We start from the raw sequence: 25,194 nt of genomic DNA, 5'->3' as shown, positions 1-25,194 counted from the left end.
ACGCCTCCCCGTCGGGGCAGGACGCCGTCGGCCTGCCTCTGACCGTGACGAACGAGCACGGACGACGTGGAGTTCACCTATCGGGCGGATCGGTGCGGATCACGGCACCGATCACGCACCGATCACGGCATCGATCAGGGGACGAGCGGGCTCACCGGGGCCCGTCCGGGCCGCCCGGCCGGGGCCGCCCCCGAGGGCAGCGGCGCCCGGGCGGGTGCCCGCCCCGTGGTCAGCGACGTGAACGGCGTGAGGGGCTCGGTGTACGGCTGGTCGAGGCCCCGGCAGCGCTTGCCGACCGGTGGCAATCCCTGGCGCAGCAGGTACGTCGTGACGGCCCGGTCGATGCACGGCGAGGAGCCGTACGCGGTGTGCCCCCAGCTGACCCCGGTGAGCAGCCGGCTGTTCGGCAGCAGCCGCGCGACGCGGACCGCCCCTTCGTACGGGGTGGCGGGGTCCCAGAGGTTGCCGACGACGAGCACCGGGGACGCCGTCCGCCGGGTGAACGGGCCGCGGTAGGCGTCCTCGTCGCGCGCCGTCCACGTGGCCCGGGCGCACGGTGCCGAGGGCCACGTCCACAGCGGCCCGAAGCCCGGGACGGCGCGGTCGGCGCGGGCCGCGTAGACCGGCCAGCGGGCCACGAGCGAGGGGTTGAGCCCGTCCGTGCACATGACGGCCTGGTAGGCGTCGATGCCGTTCTCGTACGCGGGCAGCGCCGTCCGACCGGCGCGGCGCCAGGCGGCCCGGACCCGCGGGCTCGGAGCGCCGGTGCGGCCGAAGTCGCGGTACCGGACGGCGATCCGGTGCAGGCCGGCGCGGGCGGCCTTCGCGCGGGCCGGGGTCGTCGGGCCGCGCAGCTCGACGAGCAGCGAGAGGAACGCGTCGACGTCGTAGGAGCCGAACGGTGAGTAGAGCATGTCGACGAGGATCGAGGTGACGTCCGCGTAGGTGAACCGCTCCTCGAAGTCCGGGCCGCGGACGACGATCGGGGCGGCCCGCAGCGACGTCATGAGCGAGGCGTAGATCGCCTTCGGGTCGCCGGTGGCGGCGAGCGAGCAGTAGGCGGGCCCGGCCGTGCGGCAGCTGCCGAGGATCCGGTCGAGGGCGCGGGCCGAGGCCTTCGCCGAGCCGATCCGGGTCGTCTGCGGCGTGTTCCGGGTGGCCTTCGTGCCGGCCCAGGCCAGCGGGTCGAGGACGCCGTCGAGGGCGATCGCGCGGACCCGGTCCGGGAAGAGGTTGGCGTAGACCTGCCCGAGGTAGGTGCCGTACGAGAAGCCGAGGTAGGTGAGCCGGGCGTCGCCGACGGCGCGGCGCAGGACGTCCATGTCGCGGGCCACCTCGGCCGTCGAGACGGACGCCGCCAGCGGGCGTCCCGTCGTCGAGCACGCGGTGCCGAAGGCACGGGCGGAGCCGACCGCCGCGGCGTCCTGGACGGCGCCGCGCGGGAAGGCGGCCCCGGCACCGGCGAGGGCGCGGTCGCGTGCCGGCATCGTCGGCCAGCACCGGACGCCCGACGACAGATTGGTCCCGCGCGGGTCGAACCCGACGACGTCGAACCGGGCGAGGACGCGCGGGTCGAGGAAGTCGCGCGCGGCTGCGGCGAGCTCCACGCCCGAACCGCCCGGGCCACCCGGGTTGACGAACAGGGTGCCGATCCGCCGGGCCGGGTCGGTGGCCCTGATGCGGAGAACGGCGACCTGCGTCGTCGGCCCCAGGGGGCGGTCGTAGTCGAGCGGCAGCGCGACGGTCGCGCACTGCGCACCCGTGGCGTAGAGCTCGCCGCAGTCCCACCACGACGGCCGCGGGGTCGGGACGCGGTCGACGCGGTCGGCCTCGATCCGGACGGTGCGGTCCGGCCGTGGCGCTTGCCGCGCCTGGGCAGGAGCGGTCGCCAGGAACGGCACCGGGGCGGCGACGCACGTCGCGAGCAGAAGGCCGACCAAACGGCGCAGCCGAACCACGTTTCGCAAAGAGACATCCCAGGGAAGGCCGCCTGACGGCGGAAGGCGTGTCTTGGAAGCCCCCCGGCACCGATCACCCTTCCGGTGACCCAAGGTCACGTGCAACCCATTCAGAGTAACTACATGGGTGTGATTCGTGACTGCGTGCTCAGGCTTGCTTGCGCTGCGGTGAACGGTCCGGCGTGTCGGGGCTGCGGGTGCTCACGTGTCGTGTCGCGGGTCGTGGGCGTGTCGCCGGACGGCGACCGGTCGGCCTTCGTCCGCGCGTCAGGCGCTCTTGCGGGAGGCGGCCTTCTTCGCGGTCTTCTTGGCCGGGGCCGCCTCGTCCTCGGTGGCGGCGGCCTTCTTCGCGGCGGTCTTCTTCGCCGCCGCGGGGGCCTTGGCGGCGGCCTTCTTCGCCGGGGCCGGCTCTTCGTCCGACGTCTCGCCGCGCGCCTGCCGCGCGCGCTCGACGCTGCGCTGCAGGGCGGTGAGCAGGTCGACGACCTCTCCGGTCTCGCCCGAGTCCTCGGCGGCCGCGGGGGCCGGCTCGGCGCCCTCGAGCTTGGCCTCGACGAGGTCGGTGAGGGCCTTCGTGTAGGAGTCCTCGAACTGGTCGGGCTCGAAGTCCCCGGCGAGGCTCTCGACGAGCGACTGGGCCATCGCGAGCTCCTGGGGGCGGACCTCGACGTCCGTCTCCAGGACGTCGAACTCGGCCGCGCGCACCTCGTCGGGCCACAGCAGCGTCTGCATGACGATGACCTTGTCGCGCACCCGCAGCACCGCGAGGGTCTCGCGCTGGCGCAGTGCGACCTTGACGACCGCCATCCGGTCGGTGGCCGTGAGGGCCTCGCGGAGCAGCTGGTACGGCTTGCTCGCCCGGGCCTCGGGCTCGAGGTAGTAGGTCTTGTTGAACAGGATCGGGTCGACCTGCTCGGCGGGGACGAACTCGATGACGTCGATCTCGCGGCTCGTCGAGAGCGGCAGGTTCTCGAAGTCCTCGTCCGTGAGGATGACGAGGCGGCCGTCCGGCGACTCGTACCCCTTGGCGAGCTGGTCGTACGCGACCTCCTCGCCGTCGATGGAGCACGTGCGCTTCATCTTGATCCGGCCGCCGTCCTCGGCGTGGACCTGGTGGAAGCGGATGTCGTGCTCCTGCGTGGCCGAGAAGACCCGCACGGGCACGCTCACGAGGCCGAAGGAGACCGCACCCTTCCAGATCGCCCGCATGGCCGTGCTCCCCTCACCAGGTGGCTGTCGTCGTCCTGACCGGCGGCGGCGTCCGGAGTCATCGGTCCGGGCGGCGCAGGTCTGACCCTGGCAGCATGGCTGCACCGGCGGGGGGTACGCCACCCCATCGGGCCCCCGGTCACCCGTGTCACCGCTGTCGCTCACGGGCGGTGGCACGACAGCATGGCGGCGTGAAGCCGATGCTCGCCGCCCCCGTCGACCCGCACGCCGGGCTGCCCGCCGACGGCGACGCCTGGGCGTTCGAGGTCAAGTGGGACGGCATGCGGGTGCTCGCGGACGTCCACGAGGGCCGGTTGCGGCTCACGTCCCGGCTGGGCAACGACGTGACGGCGGCCTGGCCCGAGCTCGCCGGCCTGGCCGGGCTGCACCCGGACGTGCTCCTCGACGGCGAGGTCGTCGTCCTGCGCCGCGGCGTGCCGAGCTTCTGGGCGCTCGCCGAGCGGATGCACGTGCGGGAGGCCCGCCGGGCCGCAGCGCTCGCGGCGGCCTCGCCCGCGACGTTCGTCGCGTTCGACGTGCTCCGGCTCGACGGCACCGACCTCACGAAGCGGTCGTGGACGCAGCGCAGGGAGGCCCTCGAAGGGCTGGACGGCGCAGCGGCCGGGCTGCGCGGCTGGCAGCTCTCGCCGGTGTACGACGACGGGCAGGTGCTCCTCGCCGCGACGCTCGAGCAGGGGCTGGAGGGGGTCGTCGCCAAGCGCAGGGCGTCCCGGTACGCCCCCGGGGCGCGCAACGGGGACTGGCTCAAGCTGCCGCACCGGCGGGTGCAGACGTGCGTCGTCGGCGGCTGGAGGACCGAGACGGACGACGCCCGCCGGCTCGGGGCGCTCCTGCTCGGCGTCTGGGACCTCGAGCCGCCCGGTGGCGGGGAGCCGGTGCTGCGCTTCGTCGGCCGGGTCGGCTCGGGCCTGGCGACCGCCGACCAGGGCGACCTGCTCGCGCTGCTCGCGCCGCACGCCCAGGAGACCTCGCCGTTCGGGCCGTCCGAGGTGCCACGGGTCGACGCGACCGGTACCCGCTGGCTCGACCCGCAGGTCGTCATCGACGTCCGGCACATCGGGCACAGCGAGAACGGCCGGATCCGGCAGCCGGTGTTCCTCGGCGTCCGGGACGACGTCGACCCGGCGACGGTCACGGCCGGGTAGCCGCGCGCCGGGCCCGCACGGTCCGGCAGCGGGTGGCGGGGCGTGGAACAGTTGGCGCATGGCACGCGCGTCCCGGTCCGACCACGGGCCCGACACCCCCGTCGAGGTCGACGGCCGCCGGATCGTGCTGCGCAACCTCGACAAGGTGCTCTACCCGGAGACGGGGACGACGAAGGGCGAGGTGCTCGCCTACTACACCGCGGTCGCGGCGCCGCTGCTCGCCGTCGTCAAGGACCGGCCGCTGACCCGCAAGCGCTGGCCCGAGGGTGTCGACGGGCTGGTCTTCTTCGAGAAGAACCTGCCGCCGGGGACGCCGTCGTGGGTGCGGCACGTGACGCTGCCGGTGCCCGGGTCGACCAGGGCGCGGGAGACGATCACCTACCCGCTGCTCGACGACGTGGCCGGGCTGGTCTGGGTGGCGAACCTCGCGGCCCTCGAGCTGCACGTGCCGCAGTGGACCGTGGGGCCGCGGGGCGCCGTCCACGCCCCGGACCGGCTCGTCGTCGACCTCGACCCGGGTGCGCCGGCCGGGCTGCCGGAGTGCGCCGAGGTCGCCCATCTGGTGCGGGAACGGCTCGCCGCCGACGGCCTCGAGTGCCACCCGGTGACCAGCGGCAGCAAGGGGATGCAGCTCTACGCACCGGTGTCGGGGAAGCAGGACGCCGAGCACGTCCACGGCTACGCGCGCCGGGTCGCCGAGGAGCTGGAGCGGGCCCGGCCGAAGCTCGTGACGTCGAAGATGACCAAGGCGCTGCGGCCCGGCAAGGTGCTCATCGACTGGTCGCAGAACAGCCCGACGAAGACGACGATCGCGCCGTACTCGCTGCGCGGCCGGGCACTGCCGCACGCCGCGGCGCCCCGGACCTGGGACGAGCTCGACGACACGCTCGTCCAGCTCGACCACTCCGAGGTCGTCGAACGGCTGCACGCGGACGGCGACCTGCTCGCGGTGCTCGCCGAGCCCGGCCCGCGGGTGCCGGTCTGACGCCGTCCGGCTCCTGACCCGCTGGTCTGTAAGGGATTCCCGGACCCGGCTCCCGTAAGGAGGTCGGCGCCGTCGGGAGCAGCCGGCTCCCCTCGCCGACGGTTCACCCCTGCGTCGCCGGCGTCGTCCGGCGCCGACCTCCGTCCGGGGGCCGGCCCGGGGGTGCGGGACCCCGGGCCGGCCGTCCTGCGCTACGTCGTCCGGTGCATCAGTCGACGTAGTGGTTGACGACGAGCATCGCCAGCGCCGTGACGGCACTGCCGGCCATGATCGCCATGGGGTCGCCGACGAAACGGAGCAGCAGCACCGCGACTCCGGCGACGAGGAGCATCGCCCCGACCGGCCAGGCCGCCTGGCTCAGCCCCTCCGGCCCTCGGGCCCGCGGCTGCGAGCGGTCGGTGCCGGGGTCGTACTGGCTGTGCCAGAACGGCCGCTCGACCGGTGCCGGCGCCGACGGCTTGCGTTCGGCGACGACGCCGGACCCGTTGTCGTCGTAGGCGTCCGACGTGAAGGCCTCGGTGAAGGTGTCGCGCTCGTCGTCCGGCGTCGACGCCCCCAGGGTGCCGTTCACGCCCCGCTCCAGAAGAGGGCCTGGAGCGCCCCGGCGCCGAGGACGATGCCGACGGCGAGCAGCCAGGCCGACACCCCCGGCAGCGGGAACTGCTCCCGGACGCCGATGCGCCACAACGGCGTACGGCCTTGGAGTATGCGCGGTCCGCGCGTAAGGTGGTCCATGTTCGTCTCCTTCGAGTGCGCTCATCGCTGGGTGGCTTTCGAGAGGCGACCTGGCGGGCCCCCGGTGTTCCAGCACCGGGGCTCGTCGCCTTTTGGGGTCATGCTTTCGGGATCAGCGAAACGCTGCGACCGGCCGGGGCGGCGGTGCCACCGTTGGTCAGCTGCAGCGTTCGTCAGTTCCGTGGTTCGGGTGTCGTCTCGCGGGCCGACGACGTCGATGTCGTCGAGAGCGTCCGCGGCCGGGCGCGTAGGCGCCGCCGGCTCTATGCGGTGTCCACCATGTCCTGCCTCCCCTCCCACGGTCGGAGGGTCGGTCGTTCGACTGTGCTGTCGCCGAGCACCCTGTGCGGTGCGAGCTGGCTCAGTTCGAGGACGAGGACCTTCCGCCGGTTTCTATTCCCTGTGATGTCAATGTGACGCAGGAAGTTCCCCATGGCAAGCAGCAATTCGCTTTGTGACTGTGGCAATTGCCAAGATCACAGATTGGTGCGTGACTGCGCAGGGTTGACGCAACGGTGGGTGATCGGCGGGCGTTGGTCCGAGTCGCCATGAAACGGCATACATCCTGTCCTGCAACGTTTGCAGCGTCGAATCTCGTCGATCAGACCACGAACGACCGATGATTTCCGTCGTGCCGGCTTCGGCGGGCGCGATGATCGCCTGCGGCTCTTGTGCACATTTCTGCATGCATGCGACCGTGGAGGGCCCCGCGGTCACCGCCGTGTGCGGCCGGGGGCCAGTACCGGTGCGGGTCGGTGGCGTCAGTGTCGACGGCCTCTGTCTGTGCCTGTCGAAGGGACACGGGGTCATGGCGACTGCTGGAGCGGGGCATACCGACGGGCACGCGTGGGAGGGCGCTGATTGGCGCCGTGCTGCCGCATGCGGCGAGAGCGGTTGCGTGGAGGTCGCGCGCACGACGGACCTCGTGGCTGTTCGCGACGGCAAGAACCCCCACGGTCCCGCGCTCGTGTTCACCGCAGACGAGTGGCGAACTTTCCTCGACGGCGCCAAGTCGGGGGACTTCGACTGACCGTGATGTCCGGGGGCGAACGTCGCTCCAGCACGTCCGCCCCCGGCGCGGATTATGCGAGGTCGAACTCGCCGTTCTTGACGCCGGACACAAAGGCGCGCCACTCGTCACCGGTGAAGTTCAGGATCGGGCTCCGAGTGGTGTCCTTCGAGTCGCGGACGGCGACGCCGTCGCCCGACACCATGATTTCGACGCACCCCGCGTCGCCGCAGAAACTGGACTTGAACCAAGTCGCACGGCCGGTCATCGCCGAAACGTCGGGGACGGTCACCGAGATCCTCCACTGAGCTCATCCGGTACGGCGCATGCCGCTGCTCCTGATCGGTCTGGCCTTCGTGACCGGCTCGGGGGGCGTCGGTGCACCACTGAGAGTGCGCATCCTGCCACTACTGATGGCTGCTTGGTGTCGGTTCGGTCTCAGTCATGTTTCGGGTTGATCAGCGTCCCGATCAGCCTGCCCACCTGCTCGTTTGTCGTACCTGTCTCTCGGTAGCCGCTCCAGGCGCTCCGCGTCAGTGCAGAGTCCGAAGGTCACGCTGCGCAGTGGCCGGGCACAAATTACCTGTGGATCGCTCGCGGTGACGATCACGCCCGCCTTCCGCGTCGTGCCTGCCTCGCCACTGGCGCTCCAAGGTGTTCAATGACCAGGATGCTTGCCAAGCGCAATCCCACTTGGCAAGTGCCAGTCATCGCGCCATCGGAGGGACGCCGTGCCGGATCCGCGCAGCACTCCGACGACCCGGCAGCGTGAGCTCGCTGAGCGGCTGCGTGAGCTTCGGATGGAGAAGAACCTCACCGTCGAGTCCGTGTCGACGAGCCTTCTCGTGTCGGCCTCGAAGATCTCCAGACTGGAGACGGCGGCCAGGCGCGCGTCACCCCGTGACGTGCGAGATCTGTGTCTTCTCTACGGCGTGTCGAACGAGGAACGCGACCGGCTCATGGCCCTCGCGGCACAAGCCATGGAGACGTCCTGGTACCAGGACGCGGACATCGATGCAGAGTTCAGGACCTTCGTGGGGCTGGAGCAGGCGGCCACGAACATCGACACGATGCAGACGAACGTCGTTCCCGGGCTGTTGCAGACGACCGCTTATGCGCGCTGCCTCGTGTCCGGTCTCAGGGCGCCGAACCAGATGCCTGCGACGCGGGTGGAAGAGGTCCTGTCCGTCCGGGAGCGGCGTCAGGAGATTCTTCACGGGGCGAATCCCCCCGCACTACACGCGATCGTCGACGAGATGGCTGTGCGACGACCGTTGGGCCCTCCCGATGTCATGCACGCGCAGGTGGCAGCGCTTCGAGCTGCCTGCGAGCTCCCGCATGTCGCGGTTCAGCTGATTCCCCTGGAGGCGGGATCCCACCCTGGCCTGGACGGCCGGTTCACGGTTCTCAGATTCACCGATCGTGCGGTTCGGGACACCGTCTACGTCGAGGGTCTCCTGGGCGAGCTGTTCCTCGACAAGGACACGGACGTCGCGCGGTACCTGCAGACCTTCGACTTCCTCGCGAAGCACGTCGCCCTTGACGGTGACGACTCGCTTGCGCTCCTCGAGAAGATCGGCGCGGACTGGGCTGCACGTCGCTAGGCCCTTCGCGGTCAACTTGTGCGTGGCACGGCCGACCGGGTGACGCCCCGGTCGGCCGTTCGGCTGTCCGGGGCTCTGATTGTCTGCGACGCAAGGGCTTCTGTCGTGCTCAGAGAGGCCGTCCGGTGGCCTCCGTGATCACAGGACACCCGGTCGGGCTATCACACGACGGGCCGAAGCGGCGACTGGTGAGGGGCACCCATGCTGGCCGAAGAGGGCCGACAAGGGTGTCGGTCATCCGCCGTGAGCCGCCTGTTCCCACCGCGTCGGGGTGGGGACAGGTGGCGGCGGGAGGACCGGCCGGCAGCCGTGGGGGCGCTGGCGGGATCGAGGCGCGGGGGAGTCGACCTGTCCAGGAACTGTGATGCCCGAGGAGAACGTATGTCCGTGGAGGCGATGGCCGTCGTCGGTCTGCCCTTGTCAGTGGTGGAGACGCAGCTGTGGGACATCACCCAGTGGCCGACCTTTCTCGCCGGGCTCCGGACCGCCACCCGGTCCTCGCACGAGCGGTACGTGTTCACGGTCCGGCAGGGTCGCAAGGACTACGACGTGCTCGTCGCGGTCCGCTGGCAGGCCCGTGACCACCGGTTCACGTGGCGCTCGCTCGAGGGCCCGCCCTGGGACGGCACGCTCCGGCTCGCACCGGTGAACGGACGCCGGACGAGGATCTTCCTGCAGCGCAAGGCGTACCCGCGCAGCTTCTTCGCGAGCATGGCCGAGCTGCTCGGTGCCGGCGTCGCCGACCCGGGCCTGGACCTGCAGCGGCTCCAGGACCGGCTCGCCGTCCTGCCGGCGCCGGCCCGCCCCGCGCGGCTGCGCACCGTGGACGCCGCGGAGCGGGCGGTCCGCACGCAGCGGATCGCCGAGGAGTCCGGCCGTGCGGGTGCGGTGACGACCCATGGGCTGCCGAAGCCCCGCGTCGCGTCGGACCTGGTCGTCCCCGACCCGGCCTGACCCGCCCGAGAACGTCCCCTGGTGGCCGGTGGGCCCGTCTACCGAGCCGGACCGGTCCGCCGGCCGCCAGGGGCGCCCGAAGCGCAGCCCAGAAGTGCTGGTCTGCACCCCTTGGGGTGGTCTCACGCCGGTCCCGCCGACACAGTGACGGCCACGGGCGCCTCAGGTTGACGGTGTGCTCCCTGGGCGTCGCCGCCCGGGCGGCCTAGGCTGCCGCCATGACGAGCACCGTGCCTGCCCCGAGCGCCGCCTCGACCCGCCCGCCGCTGCCCTCGACGGCACCGACGCCGACCCCCGACCCGGCCGGGTCGGCCCGCGCGTACGAGCTGGACCGGGCGCACGTCTTCCACTCGTGGTCGGCCCAGGCCGCCCTCAAGCCGTTCGTCGCCGCCGGCGCCGAGGGTTCGTGGGTGTGGGACGGCGAGGGCCGGCCGTTCCTCGACTTCTCCAGCCAGCTCGTCTTCACGAACATCGGGTTCCAGCACCCGAAGGTCGTCGCGGCGATCCAGGAGCAGGCCGCCAAGCTCTGCACGGTCGCGCCGCAGCACGTCAACGACGCCCGTTCCGAGGCCGCCCGGCTCATCGTCGAGCGGGCGCCCGGCGCCTCGTTCAGCCACGTCTTCTTCACCAACGGCGGGGCGGACGCCATCGAGAACGCCGTCCGGATGGCCCGCCTGCACACCGGCCGCCGCAAGGTGCTCGCCCGCTACCGCAGCTACCACGGCAACACGACGACGGCGATCAACCTCACCGGCGACCCGCGGCGCTGGCCGAACGACTACGGCGCTGAGGGCGTCGTCCACTTCTTCGGGCCGTTCCTCTACCGCTCGCACTTCCACGCGACGACCGAGGCCGAGGAGTGCGCCCGGGCGCTCGAGCACCTCGAGCAGACGATCGTCCTCGAGGGTGCCTCGACCATCGCCGCGATCGTCCTGGAGTCGATCCCCGGCACCGCGGGCATCATGATCCCGCCGCCCGGCTACCTCCGGGGCGTGCGCGAGCTGTGCGACAAGTACGGGATCCTCTGGATCGCTGACGAGGTCATGAGCGGCTTCGGCCGCGCCGGCCGCTGGTTCGCCTGCGAGCTGGGCGACGAGGACGGCGCCGGCAACCGGGTCGACGACACCCGCACCGAGCCCGACCTCGTGACCTTCGCCAAGGGCGTCAACTCCGGTTACGTCCCGCTCGGCGGCGTCATCGTCTCCGAGAAGGTCTACGAGACGTTCGCGAACCGGGTCTTCCCCGGCGGGCTCACGTACTCCGGCCACCCGCTCGCGTGCGCCGCCGCCGTCGCGACGATCAACGTCATGGCCGACGAGGGCGTCGTCGAGAACGCCGACCGGCTCGGCCGCGAGATCTTCGGGCCGGCCCTGGCCGACCTGCAGGCCCGTCACGAGATCGTCGGCGAGGTCCGCGGCTCCGGCGCGTTCTGGGCGCTCGAGCTGGTGCGGGACAAGGCCACCCGCACCCCGCTCGTCCCGTTCAACGCCACCGGCGAGGCGAACGCGCCGATCCTCGCGCTCGGTGCGGCGTGCAAGGAGCGCGGCCTGCTCCCGTTCATCAACGGCAGCCGCACCCACGTCGTCCCCGCCCTGAACATCACGGACGACGAGGCGCGCTACGGCCTGGCCCTGCTCGACGAGGCGCTCACGGCCGTCGAGGGCACGCTCTGATGGCGGTCCCCGCGCGGGCCCTCGTCGTCATCGACGTCCAGCAGGAGTACGACCCCGGGGTCTTCCCCGGGGCCGGCCTGCCCATCACGCACCCGCCGCTCGACGTGTCGACGGCGAACGTCGCCGCGGCGATGGACGCCGCGACCGCGGCCGGTGTGCCGGTCGTCGTCGTCCAGCACACCGACGCCCCGGACGACGCGGTCTTCGCCGAGGGCAGCGACGGCTGGAAGCTGCACCCGTTCGTCGAGGACCGGCCCCGCGACCACCTGGTGCGCAAGGCCTACCCGGGGTCGTTCACCGGGACCGACCTCGAGGAGTGGTTGCGCGCCAACGACATCGCGACCCTGACGATCGTCGGGTACATGACCCAGCTCTGCGTCGACACGACGGCGCGGCAGGCCGCGCACCTCGGCTTCGGCGTCGAGGTGCTCTCCGACGCGACCGGCACGCTGCCGCTCGCGGCGGCCGGCGGCGCGCTGTCCGCCGAGGCGCTCCACACGAGCGTCCTCGTCGCGCTCGGCAGCGCGTTCGCGAGCGTCGCGACGACGTCCGAGTGGCTCGCGGCGCTGGCCGCGGGCGACGGCCTCCCGGCACCGGACCTGCTCGCGGCCGCGGAGCAGGGGCGCGCGCTCGCAGGGTGACGCCCGGCCCCGTCGGCCCTGAACCGTCGGCGGGGCCCGGCAGGATGACGGCATGACGCCACAGTTCGGCCCGCACCGCTACGACGCCGGCCCTTTCGGCCCGGAGCACACCGACGCCTACCGGGGCGCGCGCCTGGAGGTCCGCGACCTCACGGGCGCGCGCTTCGTCGACTGCGACCTCACCGGCGTCCGGGTCCGGGACGGCGTGCTCGTCGACGTCGACCTCTCCGGGTACGTCGAGCGGCTCGTCGTCAACGGGGTCGACGTTACCGACCTCGTCGCGGCCGAGCTGGACCGGCGCCATCCCGAGCGCGTCCAGCTGCGCGGCATGCGGACGGCGGACGACTTCCGGGCGATGCGGGCCACCCTCGAGGCGCTCTGGGACGGCGCGGTCGAGCGGGCTCGCAGGCTCGGCGACGCGGCGCTCGACGAACGGGTCGACGAGGAGTGGTCCTTCCTGGAGACGTTGCGGCACCTGGTGTTCGTCACCGACGCCTGGGTGAGCCGCACGGTCCTCGACGAGGAGCGGCCCTACCACCGGCTCGGCCTGCCGCAGAGCTGGTACCCGGCCGCGGACGCCGCCGCGCTCGGCATCGACGTCGCGGCGCGGCCGTCGGCCGACGAGGTGCTCGCCGCCCTCCACTCCCGGCGCGAGGTCCTCCGCGACGTGCTCGGCGCGCTGACGGACGACGTCCTCGGCCGGCCCTGCCGGCGCCCGCCGGCCCCCGGCTACCCCGAGGAGGAGCGGCCGGTCTGGGAGTGCCTGGCCGTGGCCCTCGAGGAGGAGGTCGAGCACTACCGCTACGCCACCCGCGACCTCGCGGTCCTCGAGGCGCGCCGGGGCTAGCGCTACCGCGGCAGCTTCGCCCGGGCCTCGTGCTCGGGGACGCCCGGCACCTGGATCAGGTCGACGACCGCGGACCGCACCTGCGCGACGATGACGGTCGCGTTCATCGTCGGCATCTCGAGCCGCTCCGGGCGCAGCCGCTCGGTGACGTCGTCGAGCGCAGCCACGGCCCGCCGTCCGCCCTCGCCGTCCCGGTCCCGCAACGCTCCCGGCAGCGTGTAGAAGACCGACGCGAGCCCGTCGAGGACGTCGACGACCGACGGCGGCAGCAGGTGCGCCGGGCTGCCCGCCACGACGGGCAGCGGGCTCGTCGACGCCCCGTCGTCCCGGTCGTCGGACGCCGCACCGGGCGCCCCGCCGGACGTCGCGGTCGCCGGGTCCGCCCGGCCGCCGAGGGCCTGCTCGTCCTCGGCCGCCGCGACCGCCCGGCGCAGCGCGACCCGGACGTTGCGGATCGCCCGGTCCACCGGCGCGAGCGCCGCCCGGTGCGCGGAGATCTCCGCGAGGGCGTGCCGGCGCAGCGGCGACAGCCGGCTCACCTCCTCGCCCGCGCGGACGGCGTCCCGCCAGCGGTCGATGGCGGGCTGCGTCGCACGGGCCTGCTCGAGCGCGTCGAACGCCCGCTCGACGTCCCCGACCCGGGCCGCCGTCGCGGACTGCCGCAGCGCGTCGGCGATCGGGTGGACCACGGCGCCTCCCGCGTCCCGCATCGCCGGCCGCGGGTCGGACGGCAGCGCGAACGCGACGACGAGCGCGACGACACCGCCGACGAGGGCGTCCTCCCACCGGGCGACGTACCCGTTGACCGGCGGCGGCAGCGCCGTGACGAAGACGGCCTGCAGCGCGGCCTGGTTGATGATGAGCGGCGCCCCGTCGAGGAGCAGCGCGACGAGCATGGCGACGAGGACGACGGCCCCGATCTGCCAGCCGCCGCGGCCGATCTCGCGGACGACGGCGTCCCCGATCGCGACCCCGAGCGTCACGCCGATGCCCATCTCGACGACCCGCCGGAGCCGGTTGAGGTACGTCGTCGACAGGCAGACGATCGCGGCGACCGCGGCGAAGAACGGTCCGCTGTGACCGAGGACGTGGACGGCGAACTCCCAGGCGAGCGCCCCGGCCAGGGCGCTCTGCGCGGCGCCCCACCAGGTCAGGCGCAGCCGGTCCAGGCCGAGCCGGGTGCGTCGCCGCAGGGTGGTGCGGGCACCGGACGTCACCCGGTCGGCGAGGCTCACGCGACGATCGTCCCCCAGCCGGGCCACCACCGCAGTCCTAGCGTGAACGTGTCGGCGGCCGCCGGGGCCGACGGTGCCGGACGTCGACGCACCGCCTGGAGGTGGTAGCCATGACACGTCAGGAAGCGTCGAGCGTGGTCGACCTGCCCGTCGAGCAGGTCTACGCACGGCTCGCAGCCGTGGAGGAGTGGCCCCGGTTCCTCACGGGGGTTCGGTCGGTGCGCCGGACGTCGTTCGAGCGGTTCGTCTTCACCGTCACCGGCGGCGTCGACGGGCCGGGGCGCACCCGGGACGTCGAGGTCGCGGTCGGGCACCACCCCAAGGAGCACCGGATCGCCTGGCACGCCCTCGCCGGTCCCGCGTTCGACGGCGAGCTCCGGATGGCCGAGGCCGGACCCGGCCACACCAGGGTCGCGCTGACCCTCGTTGCGGAGCCCGCGGGGTTCCTCGCCGGGGTGTCGGAGATGGTCGGTGCGACGATCCCGGCCGCTGTGCTCGACGTCCAGCGCCTCGAGGAGCTGCTGACGACGCCGGCCGGCTGACCGGTGCCCCGCGGACGTCCGGCGGGCCCGACCGGTAGGGCGGGCGCGGCCCGCCGGGCCCGGACGCACCCTGCCGGCCCGCCGGTCCGCCGTCCTGACCTGCGGACGCCGTCCGGGCCGGGGCCGCGCAGCCTCTAGGGTTGAGCGCCGTGAAGGTCCTCGTCATCGGTACCGGCGCGCGTGAGCACGCCCTCGTGAGGTCGCTCGCCGCGGACCCGGCCGTGGAGGCCGTCGTCGCGGCCCCCGGCAACCCCGGTATGGCGGCCGCGGCCGAGCTGCGCCCGGTCGACCCGCTCGACCCGCAGGCCGTCGCCGCGCTCGCCGCGGAGGTCGCCGCCGACCTCGTCGTCGTCGGCCCCGAGGCACCGCTCGTCGCGGGGGTGGCGGACGCCGTCCGGGCCGCGGGCATCGCCTGCTTCGGCCCGTCGGGCGAGGCGGCGCAGCTCGAGGGCAGCAAGGCGTTCGCCAAGGAGGTCATGGCCGCGGCCGGCGTGCCGACCGCGATGGCGCACGTCTGCGAGACCCTCGACGAGGTCGCCGACGCCCTCGACGCCTTCGGCGGCCCGTACGTCGTCAAGGACGACGGGCTCGCCGCCGGCAAGGGCGTCGTCGTCACCGACGACCGCGCCGCCGCCCTCGAGCACGCCGCGGGCTGCCTCGCCCGCCAGGGCGGCCGGGTCGTCGTCGAGGAGTTCCTCGACGGGCCCGAGGTGTCGCTCTTCTGCATCACCGACGGCGTGACCGTCGTCCCGCTGGCGCCTGCCCAGGACTTCAAGCGGGTCGGGGACGACGACGCCGGCCCGAACACCGGCGGCATGGGCGCCTACTCGCCGCTGCCGTGGGCCTCGCCCGACCTGACCCGCACCGTCGTCGACCGGGTCGCCCAGCCGACCGTCGACGAGATGGCCCGCCGCGGCACCCCGTTCGCCGGCGTCCTCTACTGCGGCCTCGCGATCACGTCGCGCGGCGTGCGGGTCATCGAGTTCAACGCCCGGTTCGGCGACCCCGAGACGCAGGTCGTGCTGGCCCGGCTCGCGACGCCGCTCGCGGGCCTGCTGCACGCCGCCGCGACCGGCGCCCTCGCGACGTTCCCGACGCTGCGCTGGCGGGACGCCGCCGCCGTGACGGTCGTCGTCGCCTCGCAGGGCTACCCGGCGTCGCCGCGGACCGGCGACCCGATCGGCGGGCTCGACGCGGCCGCGGCGGTCCCCGGCGCCTGGGTGCTGCACGCGGGAACCGCGGCCGGCCCGGACGGCGCCGTGCTCAGCGCCGGCGGCCGGGTGCTGTCCGTCGTCGGGACCGGCCCGGACCTCGCCGCCGCCCGCGGCGTCGCCTACGAGGCGGTCTCGCACCTCACGCTCGCCGGGGCGCACCACCGCTCCGACATCGCGGCCCGGGCGGCGGCCGGGGACGTCGCGCTCGCGGGCGGCCCGGCGTGAACGACGTCGCCGCGGTGCCCGGCGGCTCCGCCGGACCCGTTGCGCCGCAAGCGGTCCCGGGCTGGCGTCATGTGTACTCCGGCAAGGTCCGTGACCTCTACGTACCGGACGACGACACCTCGGCGGAGGCGTCGCAGACCGTGCTCGTCGTGGCGAGCGACCGGATCTCGGCCTACGACCACGTGCTCTCGACGCCGGTGCCGGACAAGGGCCGGATCCTCACCGCGCTGTCGACGTGGTGGTTCGAGCGGCTCACCGACCTCGTCCCGAACCACGTCGTGAGCCTCGACGTCCCGGCGGTCGTCGCGGGGCGCGCGATGGTCTGCCGCCGGCTCGAGATGTACCCCGTCGAGTGCGTGGCCCGCGGCTACCTCACCGGCTCCGGGCTCGTCGAGTACCGGGCCGGCGGCGTCGTCTGCGGCGTCCCGCTGCCGCCCGGTCTCGAGGACGGCTCCCGGCTGCCCGAGCCGATCTTCACCCCGGCGACCAAGGCCGAGCTCGGCGAGCACGACGAGAACGTCACCTTCGAGCAGGTCGCGGCGACGATCGGCGCGGACGACGCGTCCCGGCTGCGGGTGCTCACGCTCGCGGTCTACCGCCGCGCCGAGGAGCTCGCCCGCGAGCGCGGGATCGTCCTCGCCGACACCAAGCTCGAGTTCGGCCGCGACGCCGCGGGTGCCGTCGTCCTCGGCGACGAGGTGCTCACCCCGGACTCGTCCCGGTTCTGGCCGGCCGACGGATGGCGGCCGGGGCGGGCCCAGCCGAGCTTCGACAAGCAGTACGTGCGCGACTGGCTGACGTCCCCGGAGTCCGGCTGGGACCGCGCGTCCGACGTCCCGCCGCCCCCGCTGCCCGACGACGTCGTCGAGCGCACCCGGGCGCGCTACGTCGAGGCCTACGAGCGGCTGACCGGGCGCACCTTCGCCTAGACCTCGGTCGCGCCGTCCAGCTCGAGGCGCTGCGCGCCCTCCGGTGCCAGGCTCCCGCCGACCCGCACGAACACCCCGCGCCCGACGTCCGACAGCAGCGCCTCGTGGATCGGGAACCACGACCGCGGCGCCACCGCCCGCAGGAAGTCCACCGTCTCCTTGAGGGCCGACCACGGCGCCGCGAGCGGGAGCGCGAGGACGTCGACGCCCTCGGGCACGGTGTCGATCGCGTCGCCGGGGTGGAACAGGTGCGGCCCCGCCTCCTCGGCGAGGACGAACCCGGTGTTGCCGATCCGGGGCACGTCGGCGTGGATGAGCGCGTGCTCGCCGCCGACCGCGGTCACCGTGAGGCCGGCGAGCGCGAGGGTCTCGCCGGGGTGCAGGGGCGCGGCCTCGATGCCGGCCCGGGTCAGCTCGGCGGCCGTCTCCGGCTCGACGACGACGCGGGCGCCGTCGTTCGCCTCGAGCAGCTGGGGGAGCCGCTCGACGTCGAGGTGGTCGACGTGCTGGTGGGTGACGAGGACGGCGTCGAGGTCCGTGAGCTCCTCGAAGCCGTGGCTGAACGCCCCGGGGTCGACGAGCACCCGGACGCCGGACGCCTCGACGAGCAGGCACGAGTGGCCGAGGTGGGTGACGCGCATGCACGTACCCAAGCACTCCGGGCCCGACCGGTCGAGCCGATGCCGGTCGTCGGGCCGACGTCGATAGGCTGGCCGCAGACCCCGACCGGCAGGAGAGCCGAACACCATGGGACGTGTCGTCGTCGACGTCATGCCGAAGCCGGAGATCCTCGACCCGCAGGGCAAGGCCGTGGCCGGCGCCCTGGCCCGGCTCGGGTTCGCCGAGCTCGCGAGCGTGCGGCAGGGCAAGCGGTTCGAGCTCGAGGTGACCGGCGAGGTCACCGACGAGGTGCTCGCGCGGGTGCGTGAGGCCGCCGAGACGCTGCTGTCCAACCCGGTCATCGAGGACGTCGTCCGGGTCGTCGCCGCGGACTGACCCGAACGGGCGCGCGAGCGTTCGCCCGTTCGGGTATCCGCGCAGGTCATCGGCCGTTCCGCAGGGTCAAGACAGATCGCCGGTCTGCCGATAGGTGACCTGTGGAGCCATCCACTCGAGGCGTCGTCGTGCCCGCGCGCCGACGAGCCGTGACCGCGGGGCGCCAGTCCCTGGTCGTGGCATGCCTCGTGCTCCTCGTCGGCTTCGGCTGGGCGTTCGCCTCCCCCGCCGCCGGCGCCGAGGCCGAGGGCGGGGTCTCCCTCTTCGACGACGACGGCGGCCGGGCCCTGTTCACCGCCGCGGACCGGCTCGCCCCCGGCCGGCCGCTGTCCGCGTGCGTGCGGGTCGGCACCCGGACGGCGCGGGCCGGCGACGCGGTCTGGTTCGCCGCCGTCGACGTGTCGGGTGCGCTCGCCCCGCACGTCACCGTGACGCTGGAGTCCGGCGACGGCGGCCGCTTCGGCGACTGCACCGGCTTCACCGGGACGACGCTGTGGACCGGCACCCTCGACCGGCTCGCCGCGGCGTCCGCCGGGAACGGCCTGGACACCGGCTGGGCGCCCGCCGCGGAGCCGGTCCGCAGCTTCCGGGTGACCGTCCTCATGGACCCCGACCTGCAGGTGCAGGGACTCACGGCGCGCGGGGACCTCGTCTGGCGGCTCGACCGCGACGTCGTCGTCGACCCGCCGGGGCCGACCGACACCCCGACCACCGAGCCGCCGACGACCGGGCCGGTCGTCGACCCGACCCCCACGACGACGCCGTCCGCCACCACCTCCCCGACGCCGACCGGCACGCCCACCCCGGCCCCGACGACCGCCGGGACGCCCGGCCCGACGGCGTCCCCGGCCGTCGAGGAGCCCGACGTCGACCTCGACGCCGGCACCCCGTTCCTGCGCTCGGTCCGCGAGGCCGCCCAGCGCGCCACCGCGGTGGCGGTCGCGGTCGTCCGCGAGCCGCAGTACCCGCTCGCCGCGCTGCTCGTCGCGGCCCTCTTCCTGCTCGTCCAGGACTTCATCGACCGGCGCGACCCCAAGCTCGCGGCGGCCAGCACGACCCGGCGCGAGATCAACACGGTCTTCCCCGACGTGTTCGCCCCGGGCCGCGCCGGCGGGCGGTCCGGATGAGCCCGGCCGCGAAGGGCACCTCCGGCGTCGAGATCGTGCCGCTCGCCGACCGCGTCGCGGCGATGGTCGGCTTCCGGGTGCTCTACCTCGTCGTCCTGCACGCCATGCTGCTCGCACTGCACCTGCCGCAGGTGCGCGCGGTGCTCGTCGCGAGCGCCGCCTACCTCGCGGTGACGTCGCTGCTCAGCCTCGCCGTCCGGGTCACGAGCACGCCGGTCGCCGCGCGGGCCTTCGGCGTCGCCCTGCTCGTCGACGGCTTGTTCGTCACCTACCTGCGGGAGACCCTCGGGCACCGCGCTGGCGTCGACATCGGCCCGCTCGCCCTGCTCGTCGCCGTCGTCCTCCTCGCCTCGTTCCGCACCGGGATCAAGGTCGCGCTGTGGCTCTCGGTGCTGTTCCTCGTGGCCCTGCGCAGCCAGGAGACCGGTCTCCTCCCGCCCGCCGCCGTCCTGCCCGGCGGTCTGGACGGCGAGCAGCGGCTCGTCATCGACCTGCTGAGCCTGTGGCTCGTGACGATCACGACCGCCGCGGCGGCGGCCGCGGCCGAGCGCGAGCTGCGCCGCCGCCGGTACGACGCCGAGGCGCTCGCCCGCTTCGCGGAGCGGCTCCACCTCGCGACCCGGGTCGAGGAGGTCGCCGGTCACCTCGCCGGCTTCGCGGTCGAGAGCATCGGGGCCACCCGCGCCGTCGTGCTGCGGACCGTCGGCGGCTCGGTGCAGCTCGTCGCGGACGTCACCCCCGACGGCCGCGGGCGGGCCGCCGGTGCCGACCGGCGGCGGCTGCCGTTCGTCGTCGCGGACGCCGGGACGTCCGCCCTGCTCGACCTGCCCCGCAGCGTCGACAACCTCGCGCTCGCGCTGCGGCTCGACCCGGAGCGGGACCCGTGGCTGAGCGCGCTGCTCCCGGACGCGCGGCGGATCGCCGTCGCCGACATCACCGACGCGCCGGGCGAGCGGATCGTCCTCGTCATCGCCCTGCGCGGCCGCGGCGACCGCACCGAGAACCGGGCCCTGGAGACCTTCGCCCAGGCGACGGCGACCGCGTCCCTCGCCTGGTCGCGTGCCGACCTCCTCGTCGCGGCCGAGCGCCGGGCCTCGACCGACGGCCTCACCGGGCTGGCGAACCGGCGCACCTTCGACGACCTGCTGGCCCGGCTCCACGAGGGCTGGACGACGTCCGGCACGCCCTACGCCCTCGTCCTCACCGACGTCGACAAGTTCAAGTCCGTCAACGACCGCTACGGGCACCAGGCCGGTGACGAGGTGCTCCAGATCGTCGCGCGGGTCCTCATGGAGCACGCCGGGGCGTTCGGTGCGACGGCGGCCCGGTACGGGGGCGAGGAGTTCGGCGTCCTGCTGCCCGGCGGCACGGCCGACGAGGCGATGGCGCTCGCGGAGAAGGTGCGGCTCGCGCTCCACGGCGTCACCGAACCGGTGCCGGTGACGTCCAGCTTCGGGGTCGCGGCGGTGCCCGAGCACTGCACCGAGCCGGCCGCGCTCGTCCACGCGAGCGACGCCGCCCTCATCCACGCGAAGAACACCGGCCGGGACCGGGTCGTGGCCGCCGGCGACTACGCGATGCCCGCGGGCGCGGCGGCCGCTCCGCCGGCCGCCGCCGTGCCGCCCCCGCGGCGCAGGGACCTGCGGGCCCCGGCGGCCCCCGAGAGCTGACCGTCAGCGGCCGGCGGGCCGCACGACGCCGAGCGTCAGGCAGGCGAGGACGGCGACACCGGCCCACGCGAGGTCGCCGCGGGTCGGCCCGTGGCGGAGCATCGCGAGCCGGCCGGCGGCCGGGACGACGAGGCGGACCCGGCCGACGACGTCGGCGGGGTGCCGGGGCGCGCGGTCCGCGGTGGGGTTCGCGTCGCCCTTCGTCACGAGGTCGCCGTTGCCCTTGACCTCGACGACCCGGTGCGCGACCCGGCCGGAGGGCTGGGAGGGGTCACGGACGAGGACGATCTCGCCGCGGTGCAGGCCGGTCGCGCCGGGGTCGACGACGACGACGTCGCCGGGGCGGATCGTCGGGAGCATCGAGCCGGTGACGACGACGGCGGGGCGCCAGCCGACGGCGAGCGGCCCGAGGGACCACAGCGCCAGGCAGGCGAGGACGAACAGCCACGCGACGGCGGCCGTCAGCGCGACCGGTTCGACGCGGTCCCGCAGACCTGGTGCGGCCCGGAGGTCCTCGCAGACGCCGGACTGCACGTCAGGAGTTCTGCGCTTCCCAGACGAACGTCGCGGCGGCCGACTGGCCCATCGCGGAGTTCGTGTCCTGGAGCGTGTAGGTGACCCGGTAGCTGCGGGCCTCGGGGGCGCTGCCCGTCGGCGCCCACGCGGAGACCCCGGAGCCGAAGTCGGTGTGGGCGGTCGCGAAGGAGGCGAGGGTGGCGCCGCCGGCGCTGAGCGTCGACGTCGCGGAGAAGCCCGAGCACGACAGCGTCGCACCGCCGGTCGCCCCGGTGCCCTCCTCGACGGTGAGGTCGAGGTACTGGCCGAGGGTGCCGGACGTGGACGTCACGTAGAGCCGGACGCCGCCCGCGAGCGTGCCGGAGTAGGTGACGTTGATGCACTTGATCCCGGTGTCGCCCGGCTTGAGGCCGGTGGCCTGGAACATGACCGAGCTCGAGTCGTCGTCGGAGATCGCGACGGTGCCGGAGGACCACGTGTTCGAGCCGTTGTCCGTCGACGCCGTGAACGCGGCGTTCGAGGCCTGGTAGACGAGGGCGCTGCTCGCGACGAGCGCGAGGGGGAGGGCCACGACCATCGTGCGGCGGCGGCCGCCGTCCCGGCGGCGTCCGCGGCGGTTGCCGCGGGGCCGGTGCTGCACGCTGGCGGTCATGGTGGGGTCCTTCCCGAGTCGATCTCCTGCCAGACAGATCGGCATCCGCCGGGTCCCGGTTGACGGTTCGCGGGCCGTCGCGGGCCCCGTGCGGGGCGGACCATCCGGACGGCGGTACGCCCGCCCGGTCGCCGCCACGAACGGTGACGCCGGATAGGCTGCCCGCGTGAGGATCGGAATCGTCACCTTCCCCGGCACGCTCGACGACGTGGACGCCGCGCGCGCCGTCCGGGTGGCGGGCGGCGAGGCCGTCGCGCTGTGGCACGGCGACGCGGACGTCAGGAACGTCGACGCCGTCGTCCTGCCCGGCGGGTTCTCCTACGGGGACTACCTGCGCTGCGGTGCGATCGCCCGGTTCTCCCCGGTCATGAGCGAGATCGTCCGGCTCGCCGGCCCGCCGGAGCAGACCGCCCCCGGTCTGCCCGTGCTCGGGATCTGCAACGGCTTCCAGGTGCTGTGCGAGTCGCACCTGCTGCCGGGCGCGCTCATCCGCAACGACCACCGCAAGTTCGTCTGCAAGGACCAGCGGCTGCGGGTCGAGCGGACGTCGACCGTCTGGACGAGCGAGTACGCGCACCGCGAGGAGATCGTCGTCCCGCTGAAGAACGGCGAGGGCGGCTTCGTCGCTGACGACGCGACCCTCGACCGGCTCGAGGGCGAGGGCCGGGTCGTGTTCCGCTACCTCGACGGCAACCCCAACGGCTCGTACCGGGACATCGCCGGGATCGCCAACGCGAGCGGGACCGTCGTCGGCCTCATGCCGCACCCCGAGCACGCCGTCGAGGCGCTCTTCGGCACCGACCGCGACGCGCAGGGCCGCTACGACGGCACCGACGGCCTGCGGTTCTTCACCTCGGCGCTCGGCGCGGTGCTCTCCGCCTGACGTCTGCCGACGTCTGCGCGGCGCCCCTCGGGGCGTCGATGTCGAGAACGGGACGGCGGTTCCGTCCTGGGTCCGTGAGGCTGCCACCCCGGCACCTCGACGACGAGGAGGACACCATGCCCCGCTTCATGCTGCTGCAGAACTTCGAGGGCGGCGCCGGCTGCGACGTCCCGATGTACGAGTGGGACCCGCAGGACGTCGAGGCGCACATCCGGTTCCAGGTCGACCTCAACGCCGAGCTCGACGCGGCCGGTGAGCTCGTCGACGCACAGGGCCTGTCCGGCCCGGACCTCGCGAAGGTCGTCACCGCCGACGGCGTCTCGGCGCCGGTCGTCACCGACGGTCCGTACCTGGAGGCCAAGGAGTTCCTCGCCGGGTACCGGATCGTCGACGTCGACTCCCTCGACCGCGCGCTCGAGATCGCCGCCCGGGCCTCGGCGGCGCCCGGCGCGAAGGGCGCGCCGATCCAGCAGCCGATCCACGTGCGGCAGATCATGGCCGTGCCCGGGTCGGACTCCTGACCGGCAGAGCCGTCGCCGTCGTGACCGACCGCACCGAGGACCTGCTGCGCGACCTCGCGCCGCGGGTCCTCGGTGCGCTCGCCCGGCGCTGGGGCGACTTCGGTGCGTGCGAGGACGCCGTCCAGGAGGCCCTGCTCGCCGCCGTCGGCGCATGGGCGCCGCCGCCCGGGGGCAGCGGTGTGCCCGACGACCCGGCGGCGTGGCTGCTCCGGGTCGCGCACCGCCGACTCGTCGACCACTGGCGCAGCGAGACGGCGCGACGACGGCGCGAGGAGGTCGTGGCCGTCGAACCGCCGCCCGCGGAGGCGACCGCGACCGACGACACCCTCGTCCTGCTCCTGCTGTGCTGCCACCCCGCCCTGACCCCGGCGTCCGCCGTCGCGCTCACCCTGCGCGCCGTCGGCGGCCTCACGACGGCCGAGGTCGCCCGGGCCTTCCTCGTGCCCGAGAGCACGATGGCGCAACGGATCTCGCGTGCCAAGGCGACCCTGCGGGCGCAGGCTGCGCCGTTCGCGATGCCGCCCGCGGAGGAGCTCGCCGACCGGCTGCGCGTCGTCCTGCACGTGCTGTACCTCGTGTTCAACGAGGGCTACACGAGCACGAGCGGCACGGGGCTGCACCGCGTCGAGCTCTCCGCGGAGGCGATCCGGCTGACCCGGCTGCTGCGCGCGGCACGACCCGACGACGGCGAGGTCACCGGGCTGCTCGCCCTGATGCTCCTCACCGACGCCCGGCGGCCGGCCCGGACCGGCCCCGGCGGTGAGCTCGTCCCGCTCCCCGAGCAGGACCGCTCGCTCTGGGACGCGGCGCTCGTCGCCGAGGGCGGCGCGCTCGCGGACGCGGCCATGGCCCGGCGCCCGATCGGCGAGTACGCGCTGCAGGCGGCGATCGCCGCCGTCCACGACCGGGCGCCGTCCGCCGCCGCGACCGACTGGCGGCAGGTGCTCGCGCTCTACGAGGCGCTCGAGCGGCTGTCGGGCAACCCCGTCGTCACGCTGAACAAGGCGGTGGCGCTCTCGATGGTCGCGGGCCCGGACGCCGCCCTCGCACTGCTCGCGACCCTGGACGGCGGGCCGCTGGCCGCCGGGCATCGGCTGGACGCCGTCCGCGCGCACCTGCACGAGAGCGCCGGGGACCACGGCGCGGCCGCGGCCGCGTACGCCCGGGCCGCCGGCCGGACGACGAACGTCGCCGAGCGCGACTACCTCACGCTGCGCGCCGCTCAGGCTCGCTTGCTAGCAACCTAGCCTTGATCTATCCTCGGCGGCGTGCCGGACGACGACAAGCAGCAGTTCAACGTGTACCTGCCGGGCAGCCTGGTCCGGCAGGTCAAGCACGCTGCGGTCGACGCCGAGCAGTCGCTGTCGAGGTTCGTCGAGGAGGCGCTGCGGGAGCACCTCGCACGCCGGGGCGACGAGCAGTCGTGAGGGAGCAGCCGTGAGGGTCATGCCGATCCGGTACAGCGCCGACGTCGCCGCGGCGATCGCCTTCTACCGGGCGCTGGGGCTGGACCCCGGCGCCACCGCCCGCCCGGGCGTCTGGGCCGACCTGCCCGCGGCGTCCGGCTCGCTCGCCCTGCACCGCGCGGAGCCGCCGGCCGGGCGCGGTCCGGCCGGGGAGTTCGGGCCCGGCTGGTGCGAGCTCGCGGTCGTCACGGACGAGCCGCTCGACGCCGTCCACGCCCGGCTCGTCGCCGCCGGCTACGCGCCCGACGCCGTCGTCGACGAGGCGTTCGGCCGGTCGTTCCGGGTCACCGACCCGGACGGCGTGCAGGTGCAGGTCAACGAGCACGACGAGGACCTGCACGGCTGACACCCGCACGGCGCCCCGGCTAGCGTCGGGCTCAGTGTCAGGGTGAGTGTCGCCGCGGTTGCGGTGGTTGGATCCCTCGCACCTGATGTCT

Annotated in this window: 28 protein-coding genes; 19 read left to right on the top strand and 9 right to left on the bottom strand. The window is 74.2% G+C overall.

Translation table 11 applies throughout. The annotated features are described in order from the left end of the window. Positions 1 to 134 precede the first annotated feature (134 nt). Positions 135 to 1,940: an alpha/beta hydrolase gene (locus ECOMGDLI_RS13295; protein ID WP_143447689.1), complete on the bottom strand. Its 1,806-nt coding sequence runs from the start codon at positions 1,938 to 1,940 to the stop codon at positions 135 to 137. 285 nt (positions 1,941 to 2,225) lie between these two features. After that, positions 2,226 to 3,167: a Ku protein gene (locus tag ECOMGDLI_RS13290; protein ID WP_088317304.1), complete on the bottom strand. Its 942-nt coding sequence runs from the start codon at positions 3,165 to 3,167 to the stop codon at positions 2,226 to 2,228. A 200-nt stretch (positions 3,168 to 3,367) separates the two neighbouring features. Between ECOMGDLI_RS13290 and ligD (ECOMGDLI_RS13285) the strand changes: the two genes are divergently transcribed. Then, a complete protein-coding gene (gene ligD / locus ECOMGDLI_RS13285; protein ID WP_088317321.1) occupies positions 3,368 to 4,333 on the top strand; it encodes a non-homologous end-joining DNA ligase in 966 nt (321 codons plus the stop codon). A 58-nt stretch (positions 4,334 to 4,391) separates the two neighbouring features. Continuing rightward, positions 4,392 to 5,318: a non-homologous end-joining DNA ligase gene (gene ligD / locus ECOMGDLI_RS13280; RefSeq protein WP_088317303.1), complete on the top strand. Its 927-nt coding sequence runs from the start codon at positions 4,392 to 4,394 to the stop codon at positions 5,316 to 5,318. A 208-nt stretch (positions 5,319 to 5,526) separates the two neighbouring features. Here the strand turns inward: ligD (ECOMGDLI_RS13280) and ECOMGDLI_RS13275 are convergent, their stop codons facing one another. Together ECOMGDLI_RS13275 and ECOMGDLI_RS34625 are read right to left on the bottom strand one after the other, a co-directional pair. After that, complete coding sequence (locus tag ECOMGDLI_RS13275; RefSeq protein WP_088317302.1) at positions 5,527 to 5,889, bottom strand: hypothetical protein; 363 nt, start codon at positions 5,887 to 5,889, stop codon at positions 5,527 to 5,529. Then, entirely contained in the window at positions 5,886 to 6,053 is a 168-nt protein-coding gene (locus tag ECOMGDLI_RS34625; protein WP_158220995.1) for a hypothetical protein, read from the bottom strand. Before ECOMGDLI_RS34625 ends, ECOMGDLI_RS13275 begins: the two co-directional genes overlap by 4 nt. A 619-nt stretch (positions 6,054 to 6,672) precedes the next feature. Between ECOMGDLI_RS34625 and ECOMGDLI_RS36800 the strand changes: the two genes are divergently transcribed. Further along, on the top strand, positions 6,673 to 7,083 hold the full coding sequence (locus tag ECOMGDLI_RS36800; RefSeq protein WP_369812746.1) for a DUF397 domain-containing protein: 411 nt from the start codon (positions 6,673 to 6,675) through the stop codon (positions 7,081 to 7,083). Between the two features lie 52 nt (positions 7,084 to 7,135). Here ECOMGDLI_RS36800 and ECOMGDLI_RS13265 read toward each other — a convergent pair whose 3' ends face one another. Then, positions 7,136 to 7,354 (bottom strand): DUF397 domain-containing protein, encoded by a 219-nt coding sequence (locus ECOMGDLI_RS13265; protein WP_233153441.1) that lies wholly within the window; start codon positions 7,352 to 7,354, stop codon positions 7,136 to 7,138. Positions 7,355 to 7,793: 439 nt separating this feature from the next. Here ECOMGDLI_RS13265 and ECOMGDLI_RS13260 point away from each other — a divergent pair, with 439 nt between their 5' ends. The 5 genes from ECOMGDLI_RS13260 to ECOMGDLI_RS13240 all read left to right on the top strand — a co-directional run bounded on the left by ECOMGDLI_RS13260 (position 7,794) and on the right by ECOMGDLI_RS13240 (position 12,781). After that, positions 7,794 to 8,666, top strand: coding sequence for a helix-turn-helix transcriptional regulator (locus ECOMGDLI_RS13260; RefSeq protein ID WP_088317301.1), 873 nt, complete (start codon positions 7,794 to 7,796; stop codon positions 8,664 to 8,666). Positions 8,667 to 9,047: 381 nt separating this feature from the next. Next, on the top strand, positions 9,048 to 9,620 hold the full coding sequence (locus tag ECOMGDLI_RS13255; protein WP_088317300.1) for a hypothetical protein: 573 nt from the start codon (positions 9,048 to 9,050) through the stop codon (positions 9,618 to 9,620). A gap of 218 nt (positions 9,621 to 9,838) precedes the next feature. Next, positions 9,839 to 11,293: an aspartate aminotransferase family protein gene (locus ECOMGDLI_RS13250; RefSeq protein ID WP_088317299.1), complete on the top strand. Its 1,455-nt coding sequence runs from the start codon at positions 9,839 to 9,841 to the stop codon at positions 11,291 to 11,293. Beyond that, positions 11,293 to 11,934, top strand: coding sequence for a cysteine hydrolase family protein (locus tag ECOMGDLI_RS13245; RefSeq protein WP_088317298.1), 642 nt, complete (start codon positions 11,293 to 11,295; stop codon positions 11,932 to 11,934). Before ECOMGDLI_RS13250 ends, ECOMGDLI_RS13245 begins: the two co-directional genes overlap by 1 nt. A gap of 52 nt (positions 11,935 to 11,986) precedes the next feature. Continuing rightward, positions 11,987 to 12,781, top strand: a complete 795-nt coding sequence (locus tag ECOMGDLI_RS13240) for a DinB family protein (RefSeq protein ID WP_088317297.1) — start codon at positions 11,987 to 11,989, stop codon at positions 12,779 to 12,781. Positions 12,782 to 12,783: 2 nt separating this feature from the next. Here the strand turns inward: ECOMGDLI_RS13240 and ECOMGDLI_RS13235 are convergent, their stop codons facing one another. Further along, positions 12,784 to 14,016, bottom strand: coding sequence for an aromatic acid exporter family protein (locus tag ECOMGDLI_RS13235; RefSeq protein WP_143447687.1), 1,233 nt, complete (start codon positions 14,014 to 14,016; stop codon positions 12,784 to 12,786). 110 nt (positions 14,017 to 14,126) lie between these two features. Here ECOMGDLI_RS13235 and ECOMGDLI_RS13230 point away from each other — a divergent pair, with 110 nt between their 5' ends. The 3 genes from ECOMGDLI_RS13230 (at position 14,127) to ECOMGDLI_RS13220 (ending at position 16,926) form a co-directional block, all read left to right on the top strand. Then, positions 14,127 to 14,558: an SRPBCC family protein gene (locus tag ECOMGDLI_RS13230; RefSeq protein ID WP_088317318.1), complete on the top strand. Its 432-nt coding sequence runs from the start codon at positions 14,127 to 14,129 to the stop codon at positions 14,556 to 14,558. Between the two features lie 149 nt (positions 14,559 to 14,707). After that, on the top strand, positions 14,708 to 15,997 hold the full coding sequence (purD, locus tag ECOMGDLI_RS13225; protein ID WP_088317295.1) for a phosphoribosylamine--glycine ligase: 1,290 nt from the start codon (positions 14,708 to 14,710) through the stop codon (positions 15,995 to 15,997). Continuing rightward, a complete protein-coding gene (locus ECOMGDLI_RS13220) occupies positions 15,994 to 16,926 on the top strand; it encodes a phosphoribosylaminoimidazolesuccinocarboxamide synthase (protein ID WP_088317294.1) in 933 nt (310 codons plus the stop codon). Before purD ends, ECOMGDLI_RS13220 begins: the two co-directional genes overlap by 4 nt. Here ECOMGDLI_RS13220 and ECOMGDLI_RS13215 read toward each other — a convergent pair. Further along, positions 16,923 to 17,567 carry an MBL fold metallo-hydrolase gene (locus ECOMGDLI_RS13215; RefSeq protein WP_088317293.1) on the bottom strand — a complete coding sequence of 215 codons (645 nt, stop codon included), beginning with the start codon at positions 17,565 to 17,567 and terminating at the stop codon, positions 16,923 to 16,925. The genes ECOMGDLI_RS13220 and ECOMGDLI_RS13215 overlap by 4 nt on opposite strands. A gap of 106 nt (positions 17,568 to 17,673) precedes the next feature. Between ECOMGDLI_RS13215 and purS the strand changes: the two genes are divergently transcribed. The 3 genes from purS to ECOMGDLI_RS13200 all read left to right on the top strand — a co-directional run bounded on the left by purS (position 17,674) and on the right by ECOMGDLI_RS13200 (position 20,719). Beyond that, positions 17,674 to 17,922 (top strand): phosphoribosylformylglycinamidine synthase subunit PurS, encoded by a 249-nt coding sequence (gene purS, locus ECOMGDLI_RS13210; protein ID WP_088289065.1) that lies wholly within the window; start codon positions 17,674 to 17,676, stop codon positions 17,920 to 17,922. A gap of 149 nt (positions 17,923 to 18,071) precedes the next feature. Then, positions 18,072 to 19,049, top strand: a complete 978-nt coding sequence (locus tag ECOMGDLI_RS13205) for a hypothetical protein (protein WP_088317292.1) — start codon at positions 18,072 to 18,074, stop codon at positions 19,047 to 19,049. Then, a complete protein-coding gene (locus ECOMGDLI_RS13200; RefSeq protein ID WP_088317291.1) occupies positions 19,046 to 20,719 on the top strand; it encodes a diguanylate cyclase in 1,674 nt (557 codons plus the stop codon). Before ECOMGDLI_RS13205 ends, ECOMGDLI_RS13200 begins: the two co-directional genes overlap by 4 nt. Before the next feature lie 3 nt (positions 20,720 to 20,722). Here the strand turns inward: ECOMGDLI_RS13200 and ECOMGDLI_RS13195 are convergent, their stop codons facing one another. Both ECOMGDLI_RS13195 and ECOMGDLI_RS13190 read right to left on the bottom strand, forming a co-directional pair. Beyond that, positions 20,723 to 21,253, bottom strand: coding sequence for a signal peptidase I (locus ECOMGDLI_RS13195; RefSeq protein WP_088317290.1), 531 nt, complete (start codon positions 21,251 to 21,253; stop codon positions 20,723 to 20,725). Position 21,254: 1 nt separating this feature from the next. Further along, a complete protein-coding gene (locus ECOMGDLI_RS13190; protein ID WP_198954827.1) occupies positions 21,255 to 21,887 on the bottom strand; it encodes a hypothetical protein in 633 nt (210 codons plus the stop codon). 166 nt (positions 21,888 to 22,053) lie between these two features. Here ECOMGDLI_RS13190 and purQ point away from each other — a divergent pair, with 166 nt between their 5' ends. The 5 genes from purQ to ECOMGDLI_RS13165 all read left to right on the top strand — a co-directional run bounded on the left by purQ (position 22,054) and on the right by ECOMGDLI_RS13165 (position 25,103). Beyond that, a complete protein-coding gene (gene purQ, locus ECOMGDLI_RS13185) occupies positions 22,054 to 22,770 on the top strand; it encodes a phosphoribosylformylglycinamidine synthase subunit PurQ (protein WP_088317289.1) in 717 nt (238 codons plus the stop codon). A 116-nt stretch (positions 22,771 to 22,886) separates the two neighbouring features. Further along, on the top strand, positions 22,887 to 23,291 hold the full coding sequence (locus ECOMGDLI_RS13180) for a YciI family protein (RefSeq protein ID WP_088317316.1): 405 nt from the start codon (positions 22,887 to 22,889) through the stop codon (positions 23,289 to 23,291). A gap of 20 nt (positions 23,292 to 23,311) precedes the next feature. After that, positions 23,312 to 24,538: an RNA polymerase sigma factor gene (locus tag ECOMGDLI_RS13175; RefSeq protein WP_088317288.1), complete on the top strand. Its 1,227-nt coding sequence runs from the start codon at positions 23,312 to 23,314 to the stop codon at positions 24,536 to 24,538. A gap of 21 nt (positions 24,539 to 24,559) precedes the next feature. After that, positions 24,560 to 24,718, top strand: coding sequence for a ribbon-helix-helix protein, CopG family (locus ECOMGDLI_RS13170; protein ID WP_088317287.1), 159 nt, complete (start codon positions 24,560 to 24,562; stop codon positions 24,716 to 24,718). 19 nt (positions 24,719 to 24,737) lie between these two features. Then, positions 24,738 to 25,103 carry a VOC family protein gene (locus ECOMGDLI_RS13165; protein WP_088317286.1) on the top strand — a complete coding sequence of 122 codons (366 nt, stop codon included), beginning with the start codon at positions 24,738 to 24,740 and terminating at the stop codon, positions 25,101 to 25,103. Positions 25,104 to 25,194 lie beyond the last annotated feature (91 nt).

This window comes from Kineosporia sp. R_H_3 (assembly GCF_002198675.1).
Classification (GTDB): Bacteria; Actinomycetota; Actinomycetes; order Actinomycetales; family Kineosporiaceae; genus R-H-3.
The sequence above is the reverse complement of the archived record's forward strand: the minus strand, read 5'-3'. Positions and strand labels throughout refer to the sequence as shown.

What these genes read in the sequence shown, in the direction of transcription:
- ECOMGDLI_RS13290 (WP_088317304.1), bottom strand. Translation starts at nt 3,167, where the DNA reads ATGCGGGCGATCTGGAAGGGTGCGGTCTCCTTCGGCCTCGTGAGCGTG.
- ligD (WP_088317321.1), top strand. Translation starts at nt 3,368, where the DNA reads ATGCTCGCCGCCCCCGTCGACCCGCACGCCGGGCTGCCCGCCGACGGC.
- ligD (WP_088317303.1), top strand. Translation starts at nt 4,392, where the DNA reads ATGGCACGCGCGTCCCGGTCCGACCACGGGCCCGACACCCCCGTCGAG.
- ECOMGDLI_RS34625 (WP_158220995.1), bottom strand. Translation starts at nt 6,053, where the DNA reads ATGGACCACCTTACGCGCGGACCGCGCATACTCCAAGGCCGTACGCCG.
- ECOMGDLI_RS36800 (WP_369812746.1), top strand. Translation starts at nt 6,673, where the DNA reads ATGATTTCCGTCGTGCCGGCTTCGGCGGGCGCGATGATCGCCTGCGGC.
- ECOMGDLI_RS13255 (WP_088317300.1), top strand. Translation starts at nt 9,048, where the DNA reads ATGTCCGTGGAGGCGATGGCCGTCGTCGGTCTGCCCTTGTCAGTGGTG.
- ECOMGDLI_RS13250 (WP_088317299.1), top strand. Translation starts at nt 9,839, where the DNA reads ATGACGAGCACCGTGCCTGCCCCGAGCGCCGCCTCGACCCGCCCGCCG.
- ECOMGDLI_RS13245 (WP_088317298.1), top strand. Translation starts at nt 11,293, where the DNA reads ATGGCGGTCCCCGCGCGGGCCCTCGTCGTCATCGACGTCCAGCAGGAG.
- ECOMGDLI_RS13240 (WP_088317297.1), top strand. Translation starts at nt 11,987, where the DNA reads ATGACGCCACAGTTCGGCCCGCACCGCTACGACGCCGGCCCTTTCGGC.
- ECOMGDLI_RS13230 (WP_088317318.1), top strand. Translation starts at nt 14,127, where the DNA reads ATGACACGTCAGGAAGCGTCGAGCGTGGTCGACCTGCCCGTCGAGCAG.
- ECOMGDLI_RS13215 (WP_088317293.1), bottom strand. Translation starts at nt 17,567, where the DNA reads ATGCGCGTCACCCACCTCGGCCACTCGTGCCTGCTCGTCGAGGCGTCC.
- purS (WP_088289065.1), top strand. Translation starts at nt 17,674, where the DNA reads ATGGGACGTGTCGTCGTCGACGTCATGCCGAAGCCGGAGATCCTCGAC.
- ECOMGDLI_RS13200 (WP_088317291.1), top strand. Translation starts at nt 19,046, where the DNA reads ATGAGCCCGGCCGCGAAGGGCACCTCCGGCGTCGAGATCGTGCCGCTC.
- ECOMGDLI_RS13190 (WP_198954827.1), bottom strand. Translation starts at nt 21,887, where the DNA reads ATGACCGCCAGCGTGCAGCACCGGCCCCGCGGCAACCGCCGCGGACGC.
- ECOMGDLI_RS13180 (WP_088317316.1), top strand. Translation starts at nt 22,887, where the DNA reads ATGCCCCGCTTCATGCTGCTGCAGAACTTCGAGGGCGGCGCCGGCTGC.
- ECOMGDLI_RS13165 (WP_088317286.1), top strand. Translation starts at nt 24,738, where the DNA reads ATGCCGATCCGGTACAGCGCCGACGTCGCCGCGGCGATCGCCTTCTAC.